Origin of the sequence: Achromobacter sp. B7 (assembly GCF_003600685.1) — a bacterium.
Classification (GTDB): Bacteria; Pseudomonadota; Gammaproteobacteria; order Burkholderiales; family Burkholderiaceae_B; genus Achromobacter; species Achromobacter spanius_B.
The window spans coordinates 2,736,967-2,760,785 of record NZ_CP032084.1 but is presented as its reverse complement, the minus strand read 5'-3'; the positions used below and the strand labels follow the sequence as shown (position 1 = coordinate 2,760,785).

Here is a 23,819-nt window from a genome sequence, read left to right as displayed (position 1 = left end):
GGACTTGGGTTTGGACTTGGGTTTGGACTGCCATGCTGGCTGATCGGCAACCTTGAATTCAGGCGCCAATACTCAGCCAATACTCAGTCAAACGTACTGATACCGAAGCAGACGGTGCTTCAGGTTTTCAAGCACAAACTGGTCGATCAGCGCGGCCAGGACGGCAATGACCAGGATGTTCGTCATCACGCCCGTCATGTCGGCGATTTCGCCCGAGTACGCCAGCGAACGTCCCAGGCCCTTGCCGAAACCGATCAGCATTTCAGCCGAGATCAGCGCGCGCCAGGCGTTGCCGAAGGCCAGCTGCGCGCCGGTGATCAGTTCGGGCATGACGGCGGGCAGGTACACCCGCTTGACCAGGCCCCACCGCGTCGCGCCCATCACGCGCGCGGCCGACACATGCACACGCTGCACGGATTCGGTGGCGTTCATGACACTGAGCGCGGCGGGAAAAAACGCCGACAGCGCGACCACGACGATGATGGGCGTGTTGCCAAAGCCCATCACGATCAGGAACAGCGGCACCCAGGCGATAGAAGGAATCGATTGCAGGATGACGATGGCGCTGCGCAGCACTTCGCGAAAGAAGAACAGCACGGCGGCCACCAGGCCGAAACCGATCCCTGCCACCAGCGCCAGTCCGTAGCCCGCGCCCAGCCGGCCCAGCGTGCCCATCAGGCTTTGATGGAACGACTGCTTGCCCAGGTCCTCGAACAGGCGCTGGACCACGGCCGGCACGCCCGGCATCAGGAAATCAGGCAAGGCGAACGCCGCCAGCTGCCACAACAACAGAATGAACAGGACGCCCAAAACGCCCGCAAGATGCTTGCGGGCGCCGGTCACTCGGGTAGACGAGCTCAAAGTTTGCGCGCCTCTTGCCAGGACAGATCAACAATGCTGGACACGTCGTACGGCTTGCCGTCACGCGTTTTCAGCGACCCCTGGGCTTGCAGGATATCGGCGATTTCCTGCATGCGCGCCGTGTCTTTCTGCGTAAGCTTGGGCGTGAAGACCTGGGTGCTGATGGCCTCGGCGATCACCGTTTCGCGCGGCAGCTCGCCCCGCGACAGCGTCTTGAGCGTAGGCTCGGCAATGAAGTACGACGCGATCAGCTTGGACGCCTGCGCCGGCTCTTTCTGCAGCAGCGTAATGGCCTGGTTCTGCGCGTCCAACGCCTTCCAGACATCGTCCTTGCGCTTGGCCAGCGTCTCACCGGAGGTGATCACCACCATGCACGGGAACGGCCAGGCCTGGCCCACTTCGTAGATCTGCTTGACCGGCGCCACCAGTTGCGCGATGCGGTCATAGGGCTCGAACAGGAAGGCCGCGTCCACGCGTTTGCCCACCAGCGACTGCACGGCAACGGCCGGGCTGACGCCCATGATGTTGACGTCGTCGGCGCTAAGGTTGCCCTGCTTGAGCACCACGCCCTTCAACACCACGTCGGCCGTGCTGCCTTCGGCTTGCGAGGCCAGCGTCTTGCCCTTCAGGCCGGCGATGTCCTTGATGCCGGAATCGTCGCGCACGATCAGCGAGTGATAGCCCTGCTGCGCGCCGCCCACCACTTTCAGGTCGGCGCCCTTGGAGGCCCACGCGACAGCGTTGGTGAAGCCCAGGACGCCGATATCCAGCTGACCGCCGACGATGGCCTTGATGAGATCGGTGCCGGACTTGAATTCGATCAGCTCGGAATCCAGTCCCGCGTTCTTATAAAAACCGCCCTCTTGCGCGACGATGGCTTGCGCGTCGTCCATGACGCGCAGATAGCCCACGCGGAATTTTTCGGCGGCCATCGCGGGGGCCGCGGCCAGCAGCGCGGCCGCTAGCGGCAGGGACAGCCATTGCTTCAATTTCATGGGTAAAGCTCCAGGGAATTCAAAGGTGGCGGCGCGAAAACGCCGCGACGGATAAGGATGGGTTCAAGCCAGGATGGGTCAGGCAGCCAGCGCCATGTCGGCATGGGCTTGCGAGCCGTCCACGGCGATGCCAAGCAGGCGCAGGATCTCGCGCTTTTCAGCGGCCAGGTCAGACAGGTCGTGCGTCTTGGCACGATGCGCCAGGTTGAATTCGCGCAACACACGCGCCGGACGCGGGCTGAAGACCACAATGCGGTCGGCCAGGAACAGCGCTTCGTCGACATCGTGCGTAACCAGCAGGACGGTAGGCTTTTCCTGGGCGATCAGCTGGCGCAGCACGTCTTGCAGGCTAAGGCGGGTCAGCGCGTCAAGCGCGCCGAACGGCTCGTCCATCAGCATGGTTTGGGGCTGGGCGATGAAGGCGCGCGCCAGTGCAGCGCGTTGCCGCATGCCGCCGGACACCTGATGCGGATAGTAGTGTTCGAAGCCGGCAAGGCTGACGCGCGCCAGCCATTGGCGAGCGCCTTCGCGGGCGCGCTTCTTGGGGATGTTTTGAAATTCCAGCGCCAACGCCACGTTGTCTTCCAGCGTCAGCCACGGGTACAGCGCGTGTTCCTGGAATACCAGCGTGCGGCTGGGGTGCGGGCCGGACACGGGCTTGCCGTCGGCCAGGACGCGACCCTGCGTGGGCTGTTCCAGGCCCGCCGCCAGGTGCAGCAGCGTGGACTTGCCGCAGCCAGAGGGGCCGACCAGGGCGACGAGTTCACCGGGCTTGATGTCGCTGGTGAAGTCGTCCACCACGGGCAGGTCGCCGAAGTGCTTGTGGACGTGATCGAAGGTCAGGTTCATGGAACGAATCGTGGGCGCGCGTGAAGACGAGGCCTAAATCTAACAATTCGTTATATGAATTCAAACGATCAATATTGAATGTCTTTAAAGCTTCCCGTTATATGAATAAAGACAGGAAGGCCTAGCGGGTTGCGGTCTGGGCGACGGCTTGCCGGCTGGCGTGGCGTTGCAGCCCGTACGCAATCACAAACCCGATCGCCACCGCCAGGGCGGCGGACAGGAAGATAGGCGGGTAGCCATAGCCGCTGGAGATATAGCCGGCGATGGGGCCGGTGACGCCCAGCGCCAAGTCCAGAAACGCCGAATAGGCACCCAGCGCCGCGCCTCGGCTGCCCGCCGGCACGCGCGCCACCGCTTCGACGCCGATGGCAGGGAAAATCAACGCGAACCCGCATCCCGTCAACGCGGCGCCCAGCAGCGCGGCCGTAGGATTGGGCGCGAGCCACAGCAACAGCAGGCCCGCCGCTTCCACCAGGAAGGAAACCTGCGCCACGCGAAAACCGCCATAGCGCGTAATGGTGCCGGCAAACAGCAGCCGCACCCCGATGAACGCGCACCCGAAGGCGCTGAGCGCGTGGGCCGCGCCTTCCCAGGACATGCTGGTGTAGTAAAGCGCCACGAAGGCAGCCAGGGTGCCGAAACCGACCGACCCCAGCCCCAGCGCCATGCCGTGCGGGAAGACGCGCAGCACCACGCTCTTGAAGGCCATCCGGTGGCCGCCGACGATAGACACCGCCGCGCGGCTGACGGCCAGCCCCAAGCCCCCCAGACCCAGCAGCAACACCGCCCCGCCCAGCGCGCCCATGCTCCATTCCCGCTCAAGCGTCACGCCCAGCGGTGCGCCCAGCGCCAAGCCGCCATACGTGCAGATGCCGTTCCACGAGATGACGCGCGCCGTGTGCAGCGGCCCGACCCGCGCGATGGCCCACGTGGCCGACCCCGTGCCCACCCAGCTTTCCCCGAACCCCAACGCCAGCCGGCTGACGATGATTGCCGTCATGCTCAACCAGGCGCTACGTTCGAAGGCATAGGCCAGCAGCAGGAAAACGCCGCTTGCCGCGCAGGCAATCATGCCGATCACGACGGTTTGCTTCGGGCCCACCGTGTCCGCCATGCGCCCGGCGTGCGAGCGGCTGAGCAAGGTGGCCACGTACTGCACGCTGATCGCCAGCCCGGCCAGCACCGTGCCATAGCCCAGTTTGTCGTGCACATAACCGGGCAACACCGCCAGCGGCAAGCCGATGGCCAGGTAGCAGATGAAGGTGAAGAAGGCGATAGCGACGATGCGAAACGTCAGCGCGTACGTGCTGATCGGCGCGCCGTCCGGCGTGCTGTGCGGTGTGGGGGACATTGGTCTGGAAAAAAAAATGCCTGGCCGAGCGGCTCAGGGTAAACCCGATGATAGCGCAATCAATATTGCAGCTTGCTGAACAGCGGCACGGCTGAAAACAACGCGGCGCGCCCCGAGAGGCGCGCCGTGATGGACGGGATGGGTGGCTGACACGTCGGCCAACGTCAGGCCGACATGCCTCCCAGCGGGCTCAGGCTTCGATGCCGCGCGATTCCAGATAGTCTTCGTAGCCGCCGCGGTAATCGATGATCTCGCCCGAGGGCAGGATTTCGATCACGCGGGTAGCCAGGCCGGACACGAATTCGCGGTCATGCGACACGAACACCAGCGTGCCCTCGTACTTTTCCAACGCGAACTGAAGCGATTCGATCGATTCCATGTCCAGGTGGTTGGTGGGCTCGTCCAGCAGCATGACGTTGTGCCGGCCCAGCATCAGGCGGCCGAAGGTCATGCGGTTCTTTTCGCCGCCGGACAGCACCTTGGGCGCCTTGGGCAGGTCGTCCGCCGAGAACAGCAGGCGGCCCAGCACCGAACGGATCGACTGGTCGTCGTCGCCCGGCTGGCGATGGTCGCCCATCCAGTCCAGCAAGTTGATGTCGGTTTGCAGGAATTGGTCGGAAACGTCCTGCGCCATGTAGCCCAGGTCGGCATTATCGGACCATTTCACCGAGCCTGAATCCGGTTGCAGTTCCGTGGCCAGCAAGCGCAGCAAGGTGGTCTTGCCCACGCCGTTGGCGCCGATGATGGCGATTTTTTCGCCCGCGTCCACCATTGCCGAGAACTTGGTGATGACCGGCGCGTCGTAGGCCTTGGTCAGGTTTTCGACCGTGACCGCCAGGCGGTGCATGACCTTGTTCTGTTCAAAGCGGATGTACGGGTTCTGGCGCGACGACGGCTTGACCACGACCTGGTCCGCCTTGATGCGGTCGATCTGCTTCAAGCGCGAGGTGGCCTGGCGCGACTTGGACTTGTTGGCGGCAAAGCGGCGAACGAAGTCTTGCAGTTCGGCGACGCGTTCCTTGGCCTTGGCGTTGTTGGACACCAGGCGCTCGCGGGCCTGCGTCGAAGCCAGCATGTAGTCGTCGTAGTTGCCCGCGTAGATGCGGATTTCGCCATAGTCCACGTCGGCCATGTGCGTGCACACCTGGTTCAGGAAGTGGCGGTCGTGGCTGATGATGATCATCGTGCTCTGGTAGCTGTTGAGCACGTTTTCCAACCAGCGGATGGTGTTGATATCCAGGTTGTTGGTGGGCTCGTCCAGCAGCAGGACGTCGGGGTTCGAGAACAGCGCCTGCGCCAGCAGCACGCGCAGCTTCCAGCCCGGGGCCACTTCGCGCATGGGCAGGTTGTGCTGGTCCACGGCGATTTCCAGGCCCAGCAGCAGTTCACCGGCGCGCGCTTCGGCGGTGTAGCCGTCGTACTCGGCGAACTTGGCTTCCAGGTCGGCCGCGCGCATGTAGTCGTCTTCGGTGGCTTCCGGGTTCGCGTAGATAGCGTCGCGCTCGGACATGGCGGCCCACATTTCGGTGTGGCCCATCATGACGACGTCCAGCACGCGCAGGTCTTCGAACGCGAACTGGTCCTGGCGCAGCTTGCCCAGGCGCACGCCCGGCTCCAGCGACACGTTGCCGCCGGACGCTTCGAGGTCGCCGCCGATGATCTTCATGAACGTCGACTTACCGGACCCATTGGCCCCGATCAGCCCGTACCGGTTGCCTTCCCCGAACTTGACGCTGACGTTCTCGAAAAGGGGCTTGGGACCGAACTGGATGGTGAGATTGGCTGTGGATATCACGGTATTTTGAGTCTGTAGGCGTCCGAAGACGCATGCGAGGAAACCCGATAGTGTAGCAAACGGGCGCTCGCCTGCCCGGATCAGTGGTGGTGTTCGTCCAGCACCAGATGGGCCAGGCCCTTCTCGGTGGCGATGCCGACCTTCTGGCCGATGGGCAGCGTGGCCTTGGTGGCCACATGGCCGTACGGCAGGCCCGTAATCACCGGCACCTTGACCGTCTTGCGTAGCCACGCCACCACTTCGTGCAGGTCGTAACCCTTGTCGTGCGGGGCCAGCTTGTAGTCGGTGAAACGGCCCAGCACGATGGCCTTTTGCTTGGCCAGCACACCGGCCTGCGCCAGCTGGATCAGCATGCGTTCAACGCGATACGGGTGTTCGGCCACGTCTTCCAGAAACAGGATGCCACCGCGCACCTTCGGGAAATACGGGGTGCCGACCAAGGACGCCACCATGGCCAGGTTGCCGCCCCACAGGATGCCGCGGGCGTCCACCGGGTCGGCGTCCTGGGTTTCGAAGCTAAGGATTTCCAGCTCGCCGCGCATGACTTCGCCGAACAGGGCTTCGGTCAGGTCGTCGACCTTTTTGCCGCCAAAGTCCGCCACGGCGGTGGCGCCGCTGTAGCTGACGGCGCCCGTCTTGGCCAGCAGCGCCAAGTTGAAAGCCGTGAAGTCGCTCATGCCGACAAAGCGCTTGCCGCTGTCGGCCATGGCCGTCCAGTCGATCTGGTCCAGCAGGCGGCCCATGCCGTAGCCGCCGCGCGTGACCATGACGATGGGCAGCTTTTGCTTGGTGGCGCGCACCAGGCTGGCGGCGCGCTGCGCGTCGGTGCCCGCGAAACGCTGATGCACCGCATAGGCGCTGCGGTCCACCGCCGTCTTGAAGCCTTGCTGCTGCAAGCGTTCACGCGCCAATTCAACCGTGGCGGGGTCGCGTACGGCGGAGGACGGCGAGATCAGGTAGATGCCGCGGGCGTCCGGCATGACTTGCCCGTCTGCATGATCGTGGCTGTGATCGTGACCACAGTCCTCGCCGCAGGCGAGCCCATGGTCATGATCGTGGGCGGCGGCCGCCGAGGTAGCCGCCTTTTTGGAGGCGGATTTGGCGGGTTTGCGGGTGCTCATGCGATGGATTCCTTGGCGCGGCGTTCACGGAAAAACCGGCGCAGCAAATCGCCGCAAGGTTCCGCCAGCACGCCGCCGGTGACTGAAGTGTGATGGTTGAGTTTCGGCACGGCGCCCACGTCCAGCACGCTGCCGCAGGCGCCGGTCTTGGGGTCGTAGGCGCCGAAGACGACGCGAGCCAGTCGCGCGTGCAGCATGGCGCCGATGCACATGACGCACGGTTCCAGCGTGACGTAGACGGTGATGCCGGGCAAACGGTAATTTTCCAGGCGCCGCGCCGCGTTGCGCAGCGCCACGATTTCGGCGTGGGCGGTGGGGTCGTGGTCAATGATGGTGCGGTTATAGCCGCGCCCCAGGATTTCGCCTTGCGCGGAAACCACCAGCGCGCCCACGGGTACTTCGCCGATGTCATAAGCGGCCTGGGCTTCTTGCAGCGCCAGTTCGATGTAGCGCGCGTCTTCGGCCGTCCAGGCGGGCACTGCCGCCAGCGGGCCGGCCTCAACCACGGTACACCCGTGACTTCAGGGCGATGCGGCCGGCCAGGCTGGTCACGGCTTCTTCAAGCCACTGATACAGCTCGGCTTCTTCGTCGTAGCGGGCCTGGTTCAGGTTGGACACGCGGCCTTCTTCGATAAAGCCCCAGGCGCGGCTGCGTTTGTCGCGGTGCTTGGGGTCCCAGACGCCAAAGGCGAAGCCGCCCGCGCGGCGGATCAGCGAAAAGCAAGGGATGTCGGTGTAGCCATCGCCCACGAACACCATCTGGTCGAACGGCACGCGCAGCCGGTCTTCGGGCACTTTGCGGTTGACCTCGAAGGGCTTGTTGCGAAAGTCGCGGCCGATGATGCCTTTCTGAATGTGGAACAGATAACGCGTCTTGTCGGTGAAGCTGACGATGCGGCGCGGGAAGGTGATGCCGCCATCGTCGCCGTAGACGAATTCGGAAGCCCAGATTTCGGTGAACTCGTGCGCGATGGGCGTCGAGCGGACCACGTCGCCGATGCCGCTTGAGATCAGGTAGAACTCCAGCTGGACCTGCGGCTGCTCGGCGCGCACCGCCGCGCGCAGCCTGGAAAACAAGGTGGGCACGCCATCATGCAGATCCAGCCTGGCGCCCCACTCTTTCAGGCGCTGCTGCGTGATCAGGCCGTGCTTGCCGGCCTGCGACAGCTGGATCATCTTGTAGAGATAGGCGGGCACCGGGTCCCAGTCTTGCTTGGACAGCAAGGGGTCGACCTCGTCCTTCCAGAACGAGGCCGTGTCCACGCCGATGCTTTCCAGGAAACCGGACGTGCTGTCCGAGGCCAGCGTGTCGTCGAAGTCGAAAATCAGGGCAATGACGTCGGACATGGGTGCGTGATGGGGGCAAGCGTAAAAGCGCGCAAGGCGCAACAGCCGCCATTTTGCCTGAATGTGGCGGCTGTTGCGCCTCGGCCGGGCCGATAGGCTTGCGGCGCGCGCTGATCAGCGCATCGGCGCACCCGGCGCCGCAGGCGGCGGCGCCATGCCGGGGGATGTGGCCGGCGGCATCGCACCGGTCGACGGCATGGTGCCGGCGGGCGGGACAGTGCTGGCGGGCGGGACCGTGCCGGCCGGCACCTGGATCACCGTTTCACGCAGCACGCCACCGCCCTGCACGCTGCCGCGCACGTTGGTGGGCGAAGTCATCTGGGTCAGGCAATCCTGGCGCGAGCCCGCGGGCAGGCGGTTGCAGCGATCCACCATGTTTTGCTGAAGCTGGTCGGAAGAGCCGTCCTTCAGGTTCTGGCGCAGGGCTTCATCGCGCGCCGCACCGGCTTCGCGCATGCAGGTCGTGCGGTCTTGGTTGGTCTTGCCGTTTTTGCAGTTCGCCACGTCCTGCTCGTACTGGGACTGGATGGCAGCGCGGCCGATCGCATCTGCCGCGTGGACCGCCCCCGCAGCCAGCATCAAGCCTGCCGCGCAAAGGGATGCCGCAAGGCGTTTCGTATGCATGGGTCGTACGTTCATGGCCAGCTCCTTACTAGAATTGAACCGAGATTGAACCGAAAGCGGTGCCGTCTTCAGTACCGCTGCGCCGCTTGTTGAAAACCACTATCCCACGACTGTGCGCCGGGCACATGACCAGCGACGTGATTTCGTAAGGTTACGTTTCAAGCCCGCTTCAAGCCCCCCGCCGCCCCGCTGTCGCCGCACAAAGAAAAACAGGGGCGGTTGGCCCCTGTCAGTGATATTGCCGCGTTGCAGCACGATTTCCGGCGTTCACATGCCGTGTCGCTTGTTACAGCCTTAGCGCGCGTCCTGGTCCGCGTCGGCCTTCGTCAGGCGATGACGATAGGTGGCCGCACGCATCAGCAACATGGCGGTCACGGGCGACGAAACCACCAGCAGCAAGGTGATGATGACCTCGTGAAAAACCGGTCGCGCGGACCACGCCGAAAACACCAGGATGGAGGACAGCAGCACGCAGGCGCAGCCCAGCGTGTTGCCCAGCGTGGGCGCATGGATGCGCGCATAGAAGCTGCGAAAGCGCAGCAGCCCGGCCGAACCGGTCAGCGCCAACAGCCCGCCCAGCACCAGCAGCACGCAGGCGGGGATGCCGGCCCACAAGGGAATGGCGGCGTTCATCATGGCTCGATGACCTCGCCGCGCAACAAGAAACGCGCCATCGCCGTGGACCCTACAAAACCGAACAGCGCAATCAGCAGCGCAATGTCGAAATAGAGCGAGGAGCCGGACCGGATGCCGAAGACCAGCATCATCAGCATGCCGTTGATATACAGGGTGTCCAGCGCCAGCACGCGGTCTTGCGCGGTGGGGCCGCGCAACAGGCGGATGGTGGCGCACACCATGCCCAGCGCAAAGCACACCAGGGCGAAGGATGCCGCCCAATACAGTGCGGTATTTATCGTCATTCAAACATCTCCATCAACGGGCGCTCGTAGCGCTGCTGCACCAGGTCGACCCAGTGCTGCTCGTTTTGCAGGTCCAGCACGTGTAGCTTCAGGCGGTGGTCGGCGGTCAGGTCCACCCAGACCGTGCCCGGCGTGTAGGTCACGATGCAAGCCAGCATCGCCAGCCCGTGCGGGTCGCGCATGGTCAGCGGAATCATGATGAAGCCGGGTGAAAATTCATTGCGCCGGGGGCTCAGGATCAGCTTGGCCACGGCGATGTTGGACCGGATGATGTCCGCCGTCACGTGCAGGAAAAGCGGCACGGCCTTCCACAGACGACGCGGGCGCGCGTGCAGCGGGCGCAGGCGCGAGGCCGCCCACGTGAACCACAAGGCCAGCGCGGCGCCCAGCGCAATCTGGCCGGCCGACAGGCTTTCATTCAGCACCAGCCACAAGACAAACAGGAAAACGGGCAGGAACAGGAAGTAAACGCGGCGCATCAGCTTCCCCCTTTCAGGCCGCGCACGGTTTGCGCGGACATGACGGCTTCGATGTAGGACTTGGGTTGGTCCAGCGAGCGCGCCGCGTCGTCAAGATAGGCCGACACCGGGCCCGCGCCCGCCGCCAGGCCCACGCACAACAGCAACAGCACGGCAACCGGCCCGGCTTCGATCAGGCGCAAGCGCGGCGTGCTGCGGTCGTCGCTGGCCCAGAAGACGCGAATGCCGGTGCGCCCCAGCCCCACCAGGCCCGCCAGCCCGGAGACGAGCACGGCGGCAACCAAAATCCATGCGTCCATCGGCGGCGCCGATTCCGTGGCGGCGGACACGGCCGCCGACAACAGCGAGAACTTGGCCACGAAGCCGGACAGTGGCGGCAGGCCGGTCACCAGCAAGGCGCAGCAGATGAACGCCAGCCCCAGAAAGGCCATGGCCGCCGGAATGGCCACGCCGACCACATCGTCGGACCGGTTGACCGACGTGGGGTCGTCCAGGTCGAACGCGTCCAACGTCACGGCCAGCACGTTGGCGCCAAAGCTGCGGGTGCGTTCGATCAATTCGGCCAAGAGGAAAAACGCGCCGGTCGTCAGGACGGAACTAAGCAGGTAGAACAGCGCGGGGCCGGTCAGCGTGACGCCGGGCATGCCCAACGCGGTCAACAAGGTGCCGGCCGAGACGATCACGCAATAGCCCACGATCTTTTCCAGTTGCTGGGTCGCCAGCAACCCCAGCGCGCCGAACAGCAGCGTGGCCAGTCCGGCCGCGAACATCCAGTCCAGGCTGAACGCGGCGGGCGCGCCCGACGGTAGCAGCAGCGAGCCGATACGCAGCAGCGCATAGATGCCGACCTTGGTCATGATGGAGAACATGGCGGCAATGGGCGCGCTGGCCGACCCGTAACCCTTGACCAGCCAGAAGTTCAGCGGCCAGGCGCCGGCCTTGACCAGGAAAGCGATGCCCAGGATGGCCGCCCCGGCCTCGAACAGCATGCGTTCGGCGCCCGTCAGGTTGCCGGCGCGCAAGGCCAGGTCCGCCATGTTCAGCGTGCCGGTCACGCCATAGATCAGCGCAATGCTGATCAACAGCAGGAACGACGCCACCAGGTTCACGGCAATGTATTGCAGGCCGGCGCTGACGCGCGCCACGCCCGAGCCGTGCAGCAGCAAGCCATAGGACGCCGCCAGCAGCACCTCGAAGAAGACGAACAGGTTGAACAGGTCGCCGGTCAGGAAGGCGCCGTTCAGGCCCATCAACAGGAATTGGAACAGCGAATGGAAATGCACCCCGGCGCGGTCCCAGCGGGCCAGCGAATAGGTCAACGTGGCCAGGCCCAGCACGGCCGTCAGCGTCAGCATCACCGCCGCCAGCCGGTCCACGACCAGCACGATGCCGAAGGGCGCGGGCCAGTCGCCCACCAGATAAACGCCCACACCTTGCGGCCAGACGCCCGGCACGCCGCCGCCCGCGACCACCAGCAAGGCGATGGCGGCTGCCAGCTGGGCCAACGTGGACGCCATGGAAATTGCCCCGCGCGCATAACGGCTGGTGTCGGCCAGCAGCAGCATGGCCGCGCCGGCAAACAACGGCACGATGATGGGCAGGACAGGAAGATGTTGCAGCCAGAAACTCAAGATTGGGACTCCCGTCCATCGACGTGGTCGGTGCCGGTCAGGCCGCGCGAGGCCAACAGCACCACCAGGAACAGCGCGGTGGTGGCAAAGCCGATCACAATAGCCGTCAGCACCAGCGCCTGCGGCAGCGGGTCGGCGTACCAGGACGGGTCATGCGCCATGCCCGGGTCGATGACAGGCGGACGAGCCGACGTAAGACGGCCCATGCCGAAAATGAACAGGTTCACCGCGTAGGAAACCAGCGACAGGCCCATGATGAACTGGAAGGTACGCGGCCGCAGCAGCAGCCAGACTCCCGAGCCCGCCAACACGCCGATCGCGATGGCATAAATCAATTCCATCAGGCTTCCCCTGTTTGTATGGCGGCCGCCTGCATCTCGGCGGCGGCCTTGCGTTGCGCGCGCAGCGATTGGTGGGCCAGCGCCACCAGCACCAGCACCGTAGAGCCGACCACCAGCATGTACACGCCCAGGTCGAACAGCAGCACGCTGGACAAATGCACATGGCCGATCAGCGGCAGCGCCACGTCCCAGGCCAGCGCGGCCAGGAACGGCTTGTAGGCCAGCCATGCGGTCACGGCGGCGATGCCGGCGGCCAGCAGGCCGATGCCGATCCAATTCTGCGGATTCAGGCGGCTGCGCGATTCCACCCAGTACACGCCGCCCACCATGTATTGCAGGATGACGGCGGTGGCGAAGATCAGGCCGCCCACGAATCCCCCGCCCGGCTGGTTATGGCCGCGCAGCAGGAAATACACGGAAATCAACGCGGCGGTGGGCAGCAGCAGGCGCACCAGCACGGTGGGCACCATCATCGAGCCGCTGGGCACCAGGGATTTGATGTCCGGCGCGGCCGGCACGCCGCCGTCCTGCTCTTGCTGCTGGCGAGGCAGGTCCGCGCTTTCGGCGGCGGGGCGGAAGCGGCGCAGCAGTGCGTAGACCGTCAGCGCCACGATGCCCAGCACCGTGATTTCGCCAAAGGTGTCAAAGCCGCGGAAGTCCACCAGGATGACGTTCACCACGTTGGTACCGCCGCCGTCGGGCAGCGCGCGGTCAACGAAGAAGGACGAAATCGTGTCGCCTTGCGGGCGCACCAGCACCGCATACGCCAGCGCGGCCATGCCGGTGCCGGCAGCGGTGGCCAGCAGCAGATCCCGCAGCCGGCGGCCGCGAGCCAGCAGCGTGGCCTTCAGGGGCTCTTCGTCGTCCTTCGCGATCCGGCGCGGCAGCCAGCGCAGGCCCAGCAGCAACAGCACCACCGTCACCACCTCCACCGACAACTGGGTCAGCGCCAGGTCAGGCGCGGAAAACCAGACGAACGTCAGGCAGGTGATCAGCCCCGCGCCGCCCGCCAGCGCCAGGGACGCCAGACGGTGGTACTTGGCCTGATACGCCGCACCCAGCGCGCACGCGCCGCCCACCAGCCACAGCAAGGCAAACGCCGGGTCCACGGGCGTCATGCGGCCGGTGCCTTCCAGCCACCCGCCCGCGCGCAGCGGCAGCCAGGCCACGAACAACGAGCCCAGCACGATCAACAGCATCTGCACTTGCAAACGCGACGAGGCCACCCAGCGCAGCAGCCACGCGGCCGCCACGCTGGAGCCGTCCAGCAGCGCTTCGAACGTGCGCCGCCCGTCCAGCCGGTAGATGAAGGGAACGCGGCCCGGGTTGGCGCGCTGGTGCGCACGCAGAACCAGGTACAGCAGCACGCCCGCCGTCGTCGCCACCATGCTCATTACCAGCGGCAGATTCACGCCGTGCCAGACGGCCAGACTGTATTCGGGCATGTTTGCGCCCAGGATGCTCTGCGCGGCGGTCGCCAGGAAAGGGCCGACCGTCAGGCTGGGCACGATACCCACCAACAAGCACATGAACACCAGCAAGGCACTGGGGAACAACATCCAGCCGGGGGGCTCGTGCGGGGCGCGCGGCAGGTCCGTGGCCGGGGGGCCGAAGAACACCTGAAGGATGAAACGCAGCGAATACGCCACGCTGAACGCGCCGGCGATCGTGGCCAGCAACGGCAGGCCGACCTGGGTCCAGCGGTCGCCGCTGACAAAGGTGGTTTCCGCGAAGAACATTTCCTTGGACAGGAAGCCGTTCAACAGGGGCACGCCCGCCATCGACGCGGCCGCCACCATGGCCAACGTGGCGGTGATCGGCATGGCTTTGTACAGGCCGGACAGCCGGCTGAGGTCGCGCGTGCCGGTTTCGTGGTCCACCACCCCCGCCGCCATGAACAGCGACGCTTTGAACGTGGCGTGGTTGATCATGTGGAAGATGGCGGCCACCAGGGCCAATTCACTGTTCAGCCCCAGCAGCAACGTGATCAGGCCCAGGTGGCTGATGGTGGAATACGCCAGCACGCCCTTCATGTCCTGCTGGAAGATGGCCGCGTAGGCGCCCAGCACCAACGTGATCAGCCCTGCCCCGCCGATCACCCAGAACCATTGGTCGGTGCCGGCCAGCACCGGCCAGAAGCGCGCCAGCAGGAATACGCCTGCCTTCACCATGGTGGCCGAGTGCAGGTAGGCGGACACGGGCGTCGGCGCCGCCATTGCGTTGGGCAGCCAGAAATGGAACGGGAACTGGGCGCTTTTGGTCAGCGCCCCCAGAGCCACCAGGACCAGCACGGCGGGATACCACGGGTCGGCGCGCACCAGGTCGCCGGAGGCCAGCACGCGGTCCATGTCGTAACTGCCCACGATATGGCCCAGGATCAGTACGCCGGCCAACAGGCACAGGCCCCCCGCGCCCGTCACCGTCAACGCCATGCGCGCGCCGCGCCGGGCGTCCAGGCGGTGGTGCCAATAGGCGATCAGCATGAAGGAAGCCAGGCTGGTCATTTCCCAGAACATGACCAACTGGATCAGGTTGCCGGACAACACCACGCCCAGCATGGCGGCCATGAAGGCCAGGAAAAACGAGAAAAAGCGCGGGACCGGGTCTTCCGGCGACATGTAGTAGCGCGCATACAGCACAACCAGCGCGCCCATGCCGGAAACGATCAAGGCGAACAGCCAGGCGTAGCCGTCCATGCGCAATGTAAATTGCAGGCCCAGGGCAGGCGCCCAGGGCATGTCGGCGCGGATCACGCCGCCGTTGGCCACGTCGGGGTACAGGCTGGCTATCAAGATCACACAGGCCAGCGCGATAAGGCCGGCCAACCACGCCTCGGCATTGCGGGCGTTGGAAGGCAGCAGCGCGGCGCACAGGCTGCCGGCAAACGGCAGAGCGAGGATCAGGATCAGCGACATGGCGTTCCGAGAATGTCCGGGCCCCCTCCCGCCAGCACGTGGCAGCGAAAGACGAAACAGACCGGGGATTGAAAGACGGACGGAACCCTGGCCCGGTGCGTCGCTGCACTACACGTTGCCCCGCGGGGACATCAACCAACGCCCCATTGAACGGCGCAGACAGAAACAAACGCAATAGCTTTCTTGCAGGACAGGCCAAGAATCTCCCCCGAAAAATATCAGATTCTTGTAAGTTATGCAGAACTTTATGCATTTACCCGGCTAATGACGGCACGATGACTGCGCAATCATTGCGCATTGAAAAACGGGATGAAAACGTTCATGTTGTTGTCAGGCTTGGGATTTTCGCCGAATTGCCGGCATGTTCCGGCAATGTCAAAGGGGCCAAAAAAAGTTTTCGGGCCCTACAGGGTGAATCCTGAGTTGACCGTAGGGGGATTCCTGTGTGGAATTGCGCCCACGAAGCATCGACCAAGCCAGCATCCAGGCAAGGCACGCTTCACCGACGCCGGCCCAAGAAGCCGGTCGGCTCGGAACAACAATATGGAGAAGACTCTTGACCGTGCTGTCTCATGCCAAGGCCGTCCTGGCCGCCGCCATTGCAGGCGTCTGCTTTAGTTCGTCGGCCCTGGCCGCCGACCCCTACCCCAACAAACCCATCCGCCTGATCGTGCCTTTTGCCGCTGGCGGCACCACCGACATCGTGGCGCGCATCGTTGCCGAAGGCCTGGGCCGCGAACTGGGCCAGGCTGTCGTGGTGGAAAACCGGGGCGGCGGCGGCGGCTCGATCGGCGCCGACGCGCTGGTGCGTTCGGCCCCGGACGGCTACACGCTGGGTGTGGCCACCGTCAGCACGATGGCCACCAACCCGGCCACCAACCCGAAAAACCCCTACAACCCGCTCAAGGACTTCACGCCGATCACCAACCTGGTGAACGTGCCGAACGTGCTGACGGTGAACCCGGCGGTGCCCGCCAAGACGCTGGCTGAATTCATCACCCTGCTCAAGGCCAACCCGGGCAAGTACAGCTACGCATCGTCCGGCGCGGGCGGCATCGGCCATCTGGACGGCGAACTGTTCAAGTCGCTGACCAAGACAGATATGGTGCACGTGCCCTATCGCGGCTCGGGTCCGGCGCTGAACGACGTCATCGCCGGCCAAGTCAACGCCCAGTTCGACAACCTGCCGTCTTCGATGCCGCACATCCAGGCGGGCAAGCTGCGCGCGCTGGCCGTGGCCGCCCCCAAGCGCCTACCCGCGCTGCCCGATGTGCCGACGTTCAAGGAAGGCGGCCTGCCAGAAATGGACAACATGGCCTGGTACGGGCTGGTGGCCCCGGCCGGCACGCCGCCGGCCGTGGTCGAGCGCGTGCACGCGGCGGCCGTGAAGGCGCTGCAAGACCCGAAGATTGTCCAGCGCCTGGCCGATGGCGGATCGTTGGTGGACGGCAATACTCCCGCCCAATACGCCGACCAGATCAAGCGTGAACTGGAACTGCGCCAGCGCATCGCCAAGGAACGCAATATCGTTTCGACGAACTGATCGCCCGCGCGGCAAGCTGCCCCCGGTTTCGGGGACAGCTTGCCGACTTGACTAGCGATGCCCGGGTGTTAGCATCTGCCCCCGTGCGATCCAATTTTTCTCCCCTCCCTCCCGCTGCCTGCGTTCTCTGCGCCCTGCGCTCGACTTTGTTGAGCTCGCAGGAAGTCGCCGCGCGTTCCGCCTACGCGCGCTCCAAGCCCGGCTGATTCCCCGGCTTTCCCGCTATCCCAATTTTTGATTCCGGCCTGCCGCCGGCGGCTTTGCACATCCGTGCCGATGCCGTGGCGCGCGCCGGCGTACGCCCTGCCGCGTGGCCGGGCGCAACGCTCGTCTCATGAATCTTCGTCGCTTGCCTCTTGGCGGGCGGCCCGGCCACGCATAGATCTTCATCCAGCGCCATGCAACTCACCAAAAAATTCGTCAAAGCCAAGAACCCCTGCGCGGGCGGCTACAAGTGGTTTATCCGCGATCACAACGGCCAGGGGGATTACCAGGCCGTGCTTGACGCCCTGGTCGCCGATGGCCGCATCAGCGACGCCAACTGGCTGCTGGATCAGTTTGGCCCGACCGATGCCGTGCTCAGGCTGGACTCGCTTGATGCCAGCGCCATCGTCTTCGCGGGCACGCTGGAAATTCGCATGGGCATCAATGTGGACACGGTGGTGCGCGCCGGGCGCAGCATCATCACGGGCGGCGGCATCCGCGCCGGAGAAACCATCATGGCGGGCGAAAACATCACGGCCGCCGCCAATATCGCAAGCAGTGGCGAGATCCACGCGGGCGGCGACATCAGCGCCGACTGGGGCATCGAATCCGCCTCGCGCCTGGAATGCCGTGGCAACGTGCGCGCCAAATGGGACATCTGCGCGGGCCAGGACCTGGCCGTCACCGGCCACTTGCACGCCGGCCAGGACGTGCGCGCGCAAGGCGCCATCCAATGTGGTCAGGGAATCAAGGCGGGCGGCGATGTACGCGCCGACCACGCCATCAACGCCACCTCGGGCATTCAGGCGGGCGGGGCCATTCACTGCGGCGACCACCTGGCCTCGGGCTGGGGCATGATCGCCGGCGCAGACATCCGCGCCGACGGCTCCATCCGCGCCGGTGAAGGCGTGCGCGCGGACGGCGTCATCCAGGCCGGCGACGGCCACGGGGTCTACGCGGGCCTGAGCGTCCGACTGGATGCCTGGTCGGTATGCGCCCGCGTCGTGGCCAAGGAACGGCCCGCGCAGTTGGTCAGCGGCTACTGGGCCGGGCAGGATGCCGGGGGTGGCGTGGACGAGGCGGAGGTGGCCGCCAGCGTGGGCGCCGATGGCGGTGTCGGAACTGTGGCGGCGCCGGCTGCGGATTCCGTCGCCGGGACGGGTGCGGGTTCCGTTGCGGGGTCCGCCGTCGCCGGGACGGTCGCGGGGACGGGTGCAGGTTCCATTGCAGGTTCCATCGCATCCGCCCCTCCCCGCTCCCGTCCGGTTAGCGTCGCGCTGGCCTGATGTTTGGGGCCGGATGCCGCAGCACCAGCATCAGCCCCAGCAAGATTGCCCCCATGCCGGCAAGGCTCAACGCCGACAGGCGGTTGCCCAGCACCAGATAGTCCAGCGCAGCCGTGCCTGCCGGCACCAGATAGAACAGGCTGGTGACGTTCACCAGGTTGCCGGCCTGGATCAGGCGATAGAACAGAAGCGTCGCGCCCACCGAAATCACCAGGCCCATCCACAGCAGCGGCAGGATCAGCCCGATGCTCCATTGCGCCGTCAGCGGCTGGAACGGGGCAAACAGCAGGCACAGCGCCAGGCTTACCGCGTACTGCAACGGCATGACGTCCAGCGGCGGCTGCTCGATGCGCTTTTGCAGCATGGCGCCCAGCGTCATGCTGCCCAGCGCCGCGAACGCGAAGCCCATGCCCGCCACGGAAAAGCGCGCCATGCCGATGCTCTGGTACACCACCATTACCAGCCCGGCCAAGGCCAGCAGCAGCCCCGCGATGCGGGCCTTGTCAAAGCGCCGCTCCATGACCGCCAAGGTCAGGATGGGTTGCGCACCCAGCAACGTGGCCAGTACCCCCGGCGTGATGCCGTGGTCCAGCGCCAGCAGATAGCAGATGGAATAAACACCGATCAGCAGCAGGCCCGTTGCCGCGACGCTGCCGCGCGTGCCCGGCGCGGGCAACCATCGTTTGCGCCGCCACGCCACCAGCCCCAACACGGATAAGGCCAGCACAAAGCGCAGCAACAGGAAGGCAAAGGCCGACGCGTGCGACAGCCCCCATTTGGCGAAGATCGCGCCGCCGCTCCACAGCAGCACGAACAAGGTTGTGGAGCCGTAGGCGGCCCAGGTATTTCGATTCAGAGACATGTTTACACCTGTCAAGGTAAGCACAGGCTCCAGACCGGCAGTCCTTCCGTGTATCGCTTGGCGATGGCGTTGCGATGCGATGCGATGGCGGGGCGATGGCGAGGCGATGGCAATTGCCATGGCCATCACCTGTCGCACTCGCGTGCGATCGGGATCGCGATCGCTACGGCCGCTAGCTTGGCCAAATCGGCCACGCGCGGGTCAACCGCGACGTACGCGGCCGACTCGCGCACGCATCAAGCGTACGGATGGACTGACGATGATTGAGAACTGGAGCCGGGAATGGCGGATCGGCAATCAGCCGAACACGACCACGGCTGGCGGGTTCGCGGCCCGGACCACGCCGACGGGCGGCGAGGCAGGCGGGAATACCGGCGGCGAAACTACCGCGCGAACGACCGCTGAGACGACCGGCGAAATGACAGCCGAAATGACAGGCGGAACGACGGGGGAAATGACGGAAGAAAAGAGAGGAAAAGCGGTCGCCGAAGTAGCAGGCGACGAAATAGCAGGCGACGAAATGGCGGACGACGGAACAGCCGGCGACGAGATAGTCAGCGACGAAGCAGCCAGCGACGAAGCAGCCGACGACGAAGCACCCAGCGACGAGACAGCCGGTGACGATACGGGAAACCGCGCGCGGGAATATCCGCGGCCTGCCCCATGCTTCCTGCGCCAACCCATGCTGGCGTGCGCGACGGCAGCGGCAGTCGCCACGGCAGAGGCACCGACAAGGGTTTCGAAGGACGGCTTGAAGGCAGGCATTCGCGCAGGCTACCGACCGTTGCTTTTGCCGTCAATAGGCGCGCGCGACGCAAGCCTGTCCCAATACCCCCCCCAAAGACGCCGGTTCCTGGATCGCCCCCCTCAGGCGCCGATGCGCCGCTGCTCCACCCCCATGTCGCGCCAGGCCTCGCCGTGGCAGGTGAACATCAGGATCTGATGGCGGGTGGCCGCATCGAACAAGGCGCGCTTCATGAAATCGCGGCGGGCGTCGTCGGTGTGCACCAGCGCGTCATCCAGCAACAGCAAGGTGGGCCGACCGGCTTCGCGAAGCAAGTCCGCATAGGCGAATCGCGCCAGAATGCCCAGCTGCTCGCGCGTGCCGAAACTTAGCGCATCCAGCAGGTCTTCGCCCTGCTCTCGGCGTAGCGCCGTGGGCAGCAACGCGTCGTCCAAGCGCAACGCCGCGTCTGGAAACAGCAGCGCCAGATAATGGTTCAGGCGGCGAGCCAGGGGCGCCTGCAAACGTTGCGTGGCCGCAGCACGCTTGTCGGTCAGCAGTTTTTGCAGCAGGTCCAGCGCAGCGGCGCGGCGTGCCAATTCATCGCGCCGACGCGCCAGCCGTTCGCATGCGGCGGTGGCTTCCGACAAGCGTTCGCCCAGCCCCTGCGCGCCCGCCTGATCCAGCTTGCCCTGCAACTGAAGAATGTCGCCGTGACGCTTGTGCTGCGCGTCGCGTTCGATGGCCGCCGATTTTTCATAGCGTTGTACGTCTTGCTCGGCCAACTCGGGCCGGTGGTCCGCCAAGGCGGCCTGGGCCTCGCGCACCCGGCGGTCCAGGTCGTCGTGCGCGCTGCGCGCTTCAGCCAGACGGCCGGCACGCGCTTGACGCTGTTCGGCGCGCTCGGCCGACTGCATATCGGTGGCGCGCGCGGCGGCCTGCCCTTCCAGCAATTGCGCGCGTGCCAGGTCGGCGTCCAGCGCGCGTTGCGCCGCCGCCAACGACGCGTCCGCCTGCGCGACCACCGCTGTCGCGTCGCGCAGCGCCTGGGTCGCGGCAGGCAGATCGTCTTGACCGGTGCCCGCCACCGCCGGCAACTTGGCCAGCCGCTCTTGCAACGCCACGCGGCGAGCCAGGGCCTCGTCACGCTGCCCACGCAATACATCCAGCCCCTTGGGCGCGTGGATGGCCAGCGTCTTGCGCATGCCGTCAAGCTCGCGCTGCAAGGCCGTATAGCGCGCGTGGCGCTGCTCGGCATCGGCCAGCGTTGCCACGCCCAGACGTTCCAGTAAACCATTCCAGGCGGATTGCAGCCCGCCAAGCTCACGCTGAAGCGCCGGCAGATCCTGGCCGCCCGGCTCGATGCGGAAACTGCCCACACCGGGCAGATCGATGTCAGCGGCAGCCGTCAGCAGCACCTGCCCCGCGCCGCTGATGGCGCGGCCGTCCATGCTGGCCTCACGCCCGGCTTCCAGCTGGTACGACAAACGCGTCGCCACCGCTTGCTGGCGCAGTTGCAGGTTGGCCAGTTCACGTTCGGCTTTGCGCAGCGCGTCGATATCGCCATCGGCAATCTCAATGCGCAACGCCTCGGTCTTCAGCGTCGAGCCTTGTTCGATCAGGGTGGTTACGGCGCGTAGTGCGTCGTCCAGCCGCTCGATTTCGGCGTTCAATTGGCCAAGCTGATGCTCCAGGTCGCGCCGATCAGCCACGGCTTGAACCGCCGCCACGCGCAGGCGGGCCGCATCCAGCGCGGCGGCGTGCGCCTGCTGTTGCTGCTGCGCCCGCACAAGCGGCGCCTGGGCGGCATCGACGCGGGCGCGCGCGGCCTGGGCTTCCTTGACCAGCGCGTGATGGTCGGCTTCGTCTTGTTGGTCACGCCGCACCTGGTCTTGCAGCAAGGCCAGCGTTTGCACCGCCTGGGCCTGCTCGCGGCGCAGGCCTTCCAGCGCTTCGCGCTGTTTTGCCGCCGCGGCCAGCCGGGCGCGCGCGTCAGTGGCGCGCGCTTCAAAGTCCTTCCAGGGTTCAGTGGCCTGGGCGCGCTCGTGATCGCGGCGCAGGCTGGCCAGGCGGTCGACATCGGCGTTCAGTTGCGCCATGGCCTGGGCGCAGTCGTCGCGCTCGGACGTGGCGCGCGCCAACGCGTCCTCGGCCTCTTTATAAATGCCCTTGGGGCGACCATTGCGCGCGTCCAGCAAGGCGGCGCGTTCCGCCGACACGCGTTCAAACAGGCGGTCGCCATCCGTGGCCGTCAGCTCGCCTGACAGTTGCGTCAAGGCGTCGCGCAGATGCGTGCCGGCGTAAGACGCGGCGGCTTGCAGGTTGTGGCCGTCTCCTTGCTGTATCCACAGCAAACCGGGGATGCCGGCCAGATCCGGCTTGCTTTGTCCCCTGCCCGGCAGCTCAAACCCCAGCAGCGCCGCCAGGGCGTTTTCGGCCTCTTCGCCATCCAGGCGCTGAGCCCCATCGTCGATCAGCAATTCACAGCGCGCACGCGACAGGAACTGCTTTTTCAGCACGTACTGATGCCCGCCATGCGCGAACGACAGCTCAACGGTTGGCCGCGCGCCGGACTCGCCGTGGGGCGCCAGATCGGCCACCTTGCTGGTGCTGTAGCGTTCCAGGAACGCCGCCCGTATGGCCGCCGCCACCGTGCTTTTACCGGCCTCGTTTGCACCCACGAACAGGTTCAAGCCGTCTTGCAGCCCATCCAGAACCAAGGGCTGGCGGAACTTGCGAAATTCTTCAAGCGCGATACGGGACAGCTTCATTTGGCGGCTCCCGTGGCGCTTTCGCGTTGAAATCTTAGTAGTAGCCGCAGGGCCTCGGCGGCAATGGCGGCTTGTTCGCCGTCCGCCTGCAAGGCCTGTAGTTGCGCGGCTACTTCGCCCACGTACCCACTTGCGCCAAGCTCGGCCAAATCCGCCTGGTCAGGCTCCAGCCGCAAGCCGGACAAGTCGGGCAACAGTGCGCGCACCTGGGCGGCGGCCTGGTCCATGGCGCGTTGCAGCGCGTCCCAGGTTTCCATGTTGACGTGCCCTTGCACATCCAGGCGAAGCACGTCTTCGGCGCGCAAGGCCGACAATTTTTCAGCCAGCGCGTGCGCGTCGGACGGCAGGCTGATGGTCTCGGCCCACGCCGACCAGCGGTATTTGCCGATGGCCACGCGTTCCACCACGGGTGTGGCGCCCGGTGTATCGATGCGCACGTCCAGCACGTAGCCGGGCTCGTTGTTGCGAAAGCGGTCTTGTTCCGGCGTGCCGGCATACCAGGTGCGGGTATCGATAGCCAAACAACCGTGCCAGTCACCCAGCGCCAGATAGTCCAGGCGGGCGCGCGCGGCGCGGTCAGGCGCGATGGGGTTGGTGGCGTCGATGGTGTCGGGCAAGCGGCCCGCCACGCTGCCATGCGCCAGGCCTACGCGCACGCGCCCAGGTTCGGTATCCAGGAAATCGAACGCCTGCGTGACGTCGTCGTAGGTATGGCGTTGCGTCAGCGGCGCGGCCAGCACCGCCACGTTGATGTCGGGCAGGTCGACCACGCCGATTTGCGTGGGTACGTGCACGTTCGCGGGGATGCAGTCCAGCTGCGCCGCGCGGCTCCAGACGCTGTCGGCCAAGGCCGCGTCGTGGTTGCCGGCGATCATGACCCAGGGGCCGGCATAGGCCGTCATGGCGGCGAACAGGCGGCGGATGGTGCGGTCGGAAACGCCTTGCGTGTCGAAGACGTCGCCCGCGACCAGTACGGCATCGACGCCGCGTTCGGTGGCCAGCGCGGCGAGGCGCGCCACCACGTCGAAACGCGCCTCGGCCAGCAAGGCGGCGTCGTCGGTTTCAAATTGGCCGTACTGACGGCCGATCTGCCAATCGGCGGTATGCAGGAAATGAGTCATGCGGCGATTTTGGCATAAGCCGGCGCACATCAAAAAAGCACAATGCCAAATTGATCACGCCGCATGATCACATCAACGG

The 23,819-nt window shown here is 65.7% G+C and carries 20 protein-coding genes and 1 pseudogene; 3 read left to right on the top strand and 18 right to left on the bottom strand.

Annotation, left to right across the window (positions count from 1 at the left end):
* Positions 1 to 87 precede the first annotated feature (87 nt).
* From DVB37_RS12475 to DVB37_RS12405, 15 genes are all read right to left on the bottom strand, one after another.
* On the bottom strand, positions 88 to 861 hold the full coding sequence (locus tag DVB37_RS12475; protein ID WP_046804996.1) for an ABC transporter permease: 774 nt from the start codon (positions 859 to 861) through the stop codon (positions 88 to 90).
* Positions 858 to 1,856 carry an ABC transporter substrate-binding protein gene (locus tag DVB37_RS12470; RefSeq protein WP_046804997.1) on the bottom strand — a complete coding sequence of 333 codons (999 nt, stop codon included), beginning with the start codon at positions 1,854 to 1,856 and terminating at the stop codon, positions 858 to 860. The genes DVB37_RS12475 and DVB37_RS12470 overlap by 4 nt, the downstream gene beginning before the upstream one ends.
* A 78-nt stretch (positions 1,857 to 1,934) precedes the next feature.
* Complete coding sequence (locus DVB37_RS12465; RefSeq protein WP_046804998.1) at positions 1,935 to 2,705, bottom strand: ABC transporter ATP-binding protein; 771 nt, start codon at positions 2,703 to 2,705, stop codon at positions 1,935 to 1,937.
* A 121-nt stretch (positions 2,706 to 2,826) separates the two neighbouring features.
* Complete coding sequence (locus tag DVB37_RS12460) at positions 2,827 to 4,056, bottom strand: MFS transporter (RefSeq protein ID WP_120155388.1); 1,230 nt, start codon at positions 4,054 to 4,056, stop codon at positions 2,827 to 2,829.
* Between the two features lie 190 nt (positions 4,057 to 4,246).
* Positions 4,247 to 5,851, bottom strand: coding sequence for an ABC-F family ATPase (locus tag DVB37_RS12455; RefSeq protein ID WP_046805000.1), 1,605 nt, complete (start codon positions 5,849 to 5,851; stop codon positions 4,247 to 4,249).
* A gap of 80 nt (positions 5,852 to 5,931) precedes the next feature.
* Positions 5,932 to 6,972 (bottom strand): LD-carboxypeptidase, encoded by a 1,041-nt coding sequence (locus tag DVB37_RS12450; RefSeq protein ID WP_120155386.1) that lies wholly within the window; start codon positions 6,970 to 6,972, stop codon positions 5,932 to 5,934.
* Positions 6,969 to 7,460 (bottom strand): tRNA adenosine(34) deaminase TadA, encoded by a 492-nt coding sequence (tadA, locus tag DVB37_RS12445; protein WP_046805039.1) that lies wholly within the window; start codon positions 7,458 to 7,460, stop codon positions 6,969 to 6,971. The genes DVB37_RS12450 and tadA overlap by 4 nt, the downstream gene beginning before the upstream one ends.
* A 10-nt stretch (positions 7,461 to 7,470) precedes the next feature.
* A complete protein-coding gene (locus DVB37_RS12440; RefSeq protein ID WP_046805002.1) occupies positions 7,471 to 8,319 on the bottom strand; it encodes an HAD family hydrolase in 849 nt (282 codons plus the stop codon).
* Positions 8,320 to 8,433: 114 nt separating this feature from the next.
* Positions 8,434 to 8,958, bottom strand: a complete 525-nt coding sequence (locus DVB37_RS12435; RefSeq protein ID WP_240434100.1) for a hypothetical protein — start codon at positions 8,956 to 8,958, stop codon at positions 8,434 to 8,436.
* Between the two features lie 279 nt (positions 8,959 to 9,237).
* Entirely contained in the window at positions 9,238 to 9,579 is a 342-nt protein-coding gene (gene mnhG / locus DVB37_RS12430; RefSeq protein ID WP_046805004.1) for a monovalent cation/H(+) antiporter subunit G, read from the bottom strand.
* Positions 9,576 to 9,863 (bottom strand): K+/H+ antiporter subunit F, encoded by a 288-nt coding sequence (locus DVB37_RS12425; protein WP_046805005.1) that lies wholly within the window; start codon positions 9,861 to 9,863, stop codon positions 9,576 to 9,578. The genes mnhG and DVB37_RS12425 overlap by 4 nt, the downstream gene beginning before the upstream one ends.
* A complete protein-coding gene (locus tag DVB37_RS12420; protein WP_046805006.1) occupies positions 9,860 to 10,342 on the bottom strand; it encodes a Na+/H+ antiporter subunit E in 483 nt (160 codons plus the stop codon). The genes DVB37_RS12425 and DVB37_RS12420 overlap by 4 nt, the downstream gene beginning before the upstream one ends.
* Positions 10,342 to 11,973 (bottom strand): monovalent cation/H+ antiporter subunit D, encoded by a 1,632-nt coding sequence (locus tag DVB37_RS12415; protein ID WP_046805007.1) that lies wholly within the window; start codon positions 11,971 to 11,973, stop codon positions 10,342 to 10,344. Before DVB37_RS12415 ends, DVB37_RS12420 begins: the two co-directional genes overlap by 1 nt.
* Positions 11,970 to 12,314 carry a Na+/H+ antiporter subunit C gene (locus tag DVB37_RS12410; protein WP_046805008.1) on the bottom strand — a complete coding sequence of 115 codons (345 nt, stop codon included), beginning with the start codon at positions 12,312 to 12,314 and terminating at the stop codon, positions 11,970 to 11,972. The genes DVB37_RS12415 and DVB37_RS12410 overlap by 4 nt, the downstream gene beginning before the upstream one ends.
* Positions 12,314 to 15,229 carry a monovalent cation/H+ antiporter subunit A gene (locus DVB37_RS12405; protein ID WP_046805009.1) on the bottom strand — a complete coding sequence of 972 codons (2,916 nt, stop codon included), beginning with the start codon at positions 15,227 to 15,229 and terminating at the stop codon, positions 12,314 to 12,316. Before DVB37_RS12405 ends, DVB37_RS12410 begins: the two co-directional genes overlap by 1 nt.
* A gap of 556 nt (positions 15,230 to 15,785) precedes the next feature.
* Here DVB37_RS12405 and DVB37_RS12400 point away from each other — a divergent pair.
* Together DVB37_RS12400 and DVB37_RS12395 are read left to right on the top strand one after the other, a co-directional pair.
* Positions 15,786 to 16,772, top strand: coding sequence for a tripartite tricarboxylate transporter substrate binding protein (locus DVB37_RS12400; protein ID WP_046805010.1), 987 nt, complete (start codon positions 15,786 to 15,788; stop codon positions 16,770 to 16,772).
* A 398-nt stretch (positions 16,773 to 17,170) separates the two neighbouring features.
* A pseudogene (locus tag DVB37_RS12395) lies at positions 17,171 to 18,037 on the top strand (hypothetical protein); the annotation flags it as partial.
* Positions 18,038 to 18,242: 205 nt separating this feature from the next.
* Here DVB37_RS12395 and DVB37_RS12390 read toward each other — a convergent pair.
* Positions 18,243 to 19,124 carry a DMT family transporter gene (locus DVB37_RS12390; protein ID WP_120155382.1) on the bottom strand — a complete coding sequence of 294 codons (882 nt, stop codon included), beginning with the start codon at positions 19,122 to 19,124 and terminating at the stop codon, positions 18,243 to 18,245.
* Positions 19,125 to 19,383: 259 nt separating this feature from the next.
* Here DVB37_RS12390 and DVB37_RS28350 point away from each other — a divergent pair, with 259 nt between their 5' ends.
* The gene (locus tag DVB37_RS28350; protein ID WP_162941204.1) at positions 19,384 to 20,067 is read left to right on the top strand and encodes a hypothetical protein; all 684 of its coding nucleotides are present in this window, start codon (positions 19,384 to 19,386) and stop codon (positions 20,065 to 20,067) included.
* On the opposite strand, the gene DVB37_RS12385 is transcribed toward DVB37_RS28350, so the two are convergent.
* Together DVB37_RS12385 and DVB37_RS12380 are read right to left on the bottom strand one after the other, a co-directional pair.
* Positions 19,992 to 22,619 carry an AAA family ATPase gene (locus tag DVB37_RS12385; protein WP_120155380.1) on the bottom strand — a complete coding sequence of 876 codons (2,628 nt, stop codon included), beginning with the start codon at positions 22,617 to 22,619 and terminating at the stop codon, positions 19,992 to 19,994. The genes DVB37_RS28350 and DVB37_RS12385 overlap by 76 nt on opposite strands.
* A complete protein-coding gene (locus tag DVB37_RS12380) occupies positions 22,616 to 23,740 on the bottom strand; it encodes a DNA repair exonuclease (RefSeq protein WP_120155378.1) in 1,125 nt (374 codons plus the stop codon). The genes DVB37_RS12385 and DVB37_RS12380 overlap by 4 nt, the downstream gene beginning before the upstream one ends.
* Positions 23,741 to 23,819 lie beyond the last annotated feature (79 nt).

Excerpts from the sequence above, each read along its gene's own strand:
- DVB37_RS12450 (WP_120155386.1), bottom strand. The coding sequence starts at position 6,972 with ATGAGCACCCGCAAACCCGCCAAATCCGCCTCCAAAAAGGCGGCTACC.
- DVB37_RS12460 (WP_120155388.1), bottom strand. The coding sequence starts at position 4,056 with ATGTCCCCCACACCGCACAGCACGCCGGACGGCGCGCCGATCAGCACG.
- DVB37_RS12420 (WP_046805006.1), bottom strand. The coding sequence starts at position 10,342 with ATGCGCCGCGTTTACTTCCTGTTCCTGCCCGTTTTCCTGTTTGTCTTG.
- DVB37_RS12410 (WP_046805008.1), bottom strand. The coding sequence starts at position 12,314 with ATGGAATTGATTTATGCCATCGCGATCGGCGTGTTGGCGGGCTCGGGA.
- mnhG (WP_046805004.1), bottom strand. The coding sequence starts at position 9,579 with ATGATGAACGCCGCCATTCCCTTGTGGGCCGGCATCCCCGCCTGCGTG.
- DVB37_RS12380 (WP_120155378.1), bottom strand. The coding sequence starts at position 23,740 with ATGACTCATTTCCTGCATACCGCCGATTGGCAGATCGGCCGTCAGTAC.
- DVB37_RS12440 (WP_046805002.1), bottom strand. The coding sequence starts at position 8,319 with ATGTCCGACGTCATTGCCCTGATTTTCGACTTCGACGACACGCTGGCC.
- DVB37_RS12465 (WP_046804998.1), bottom strand. The coding sequence starts at position 2,705 with ATGAACCTGACCTTCGATCACGTCCACAAGCACTTCGGCGACCTGCCC.
- DVB37_RS28350 (WP_162941204.1), top strand. The coding sequence starts at position 19,384 with ATGATTGAGAACTGGAGCCGGGAATGGCGGATCGGCAATCAGCCGAAC.
- DVB37_RS12425 (WP_046805005.1), bottom strand. The coding sequence starts at position 9,863 with ATGACGATAAATACCGCACTGTATTGGGCGGCATCCTTCGCCCTGGTG.
- DVB37_RS12435 (WP_240434100.1), bottom strand. The coding sequence starts at position 8,958 with ATGAACGTACGACCCATGCATACGAAACGCCTTGCGGCATCCCTTTGC.
- DVB37_RS12390 (WP_120155382.1), bottom strand. The coding sequence starts at position 19,124 with ATGTCTCTGAATCGAAATACCTGGGCCGCCTACGGCTCCACAACCTTG.
- DVB37_RS12470 (WP_046804997.1), bottom strand. The coding sequence starts at position 1,856 with ATGAAATTGAAGCAATGGCTGTCCCTGCCGCTAGCGGCCGCGCTGCTG.
- DVB37_RS12405 (WP_046805009.1), bottom strand. The coding sequence starts at position 15,229 with ATGTCGCTGATCCTGATCCTCGCTCTGCCGTTTGCCGGCAGCCTGTGC.
- DVB37_RS12385 (WP_120155380.1), bottom strand. The coding sequence starts at position 22,619 with ATGAAGCTGTCCCGTATCGCGCTTGAAGAATTTCGCAAGTTCCGCCAG.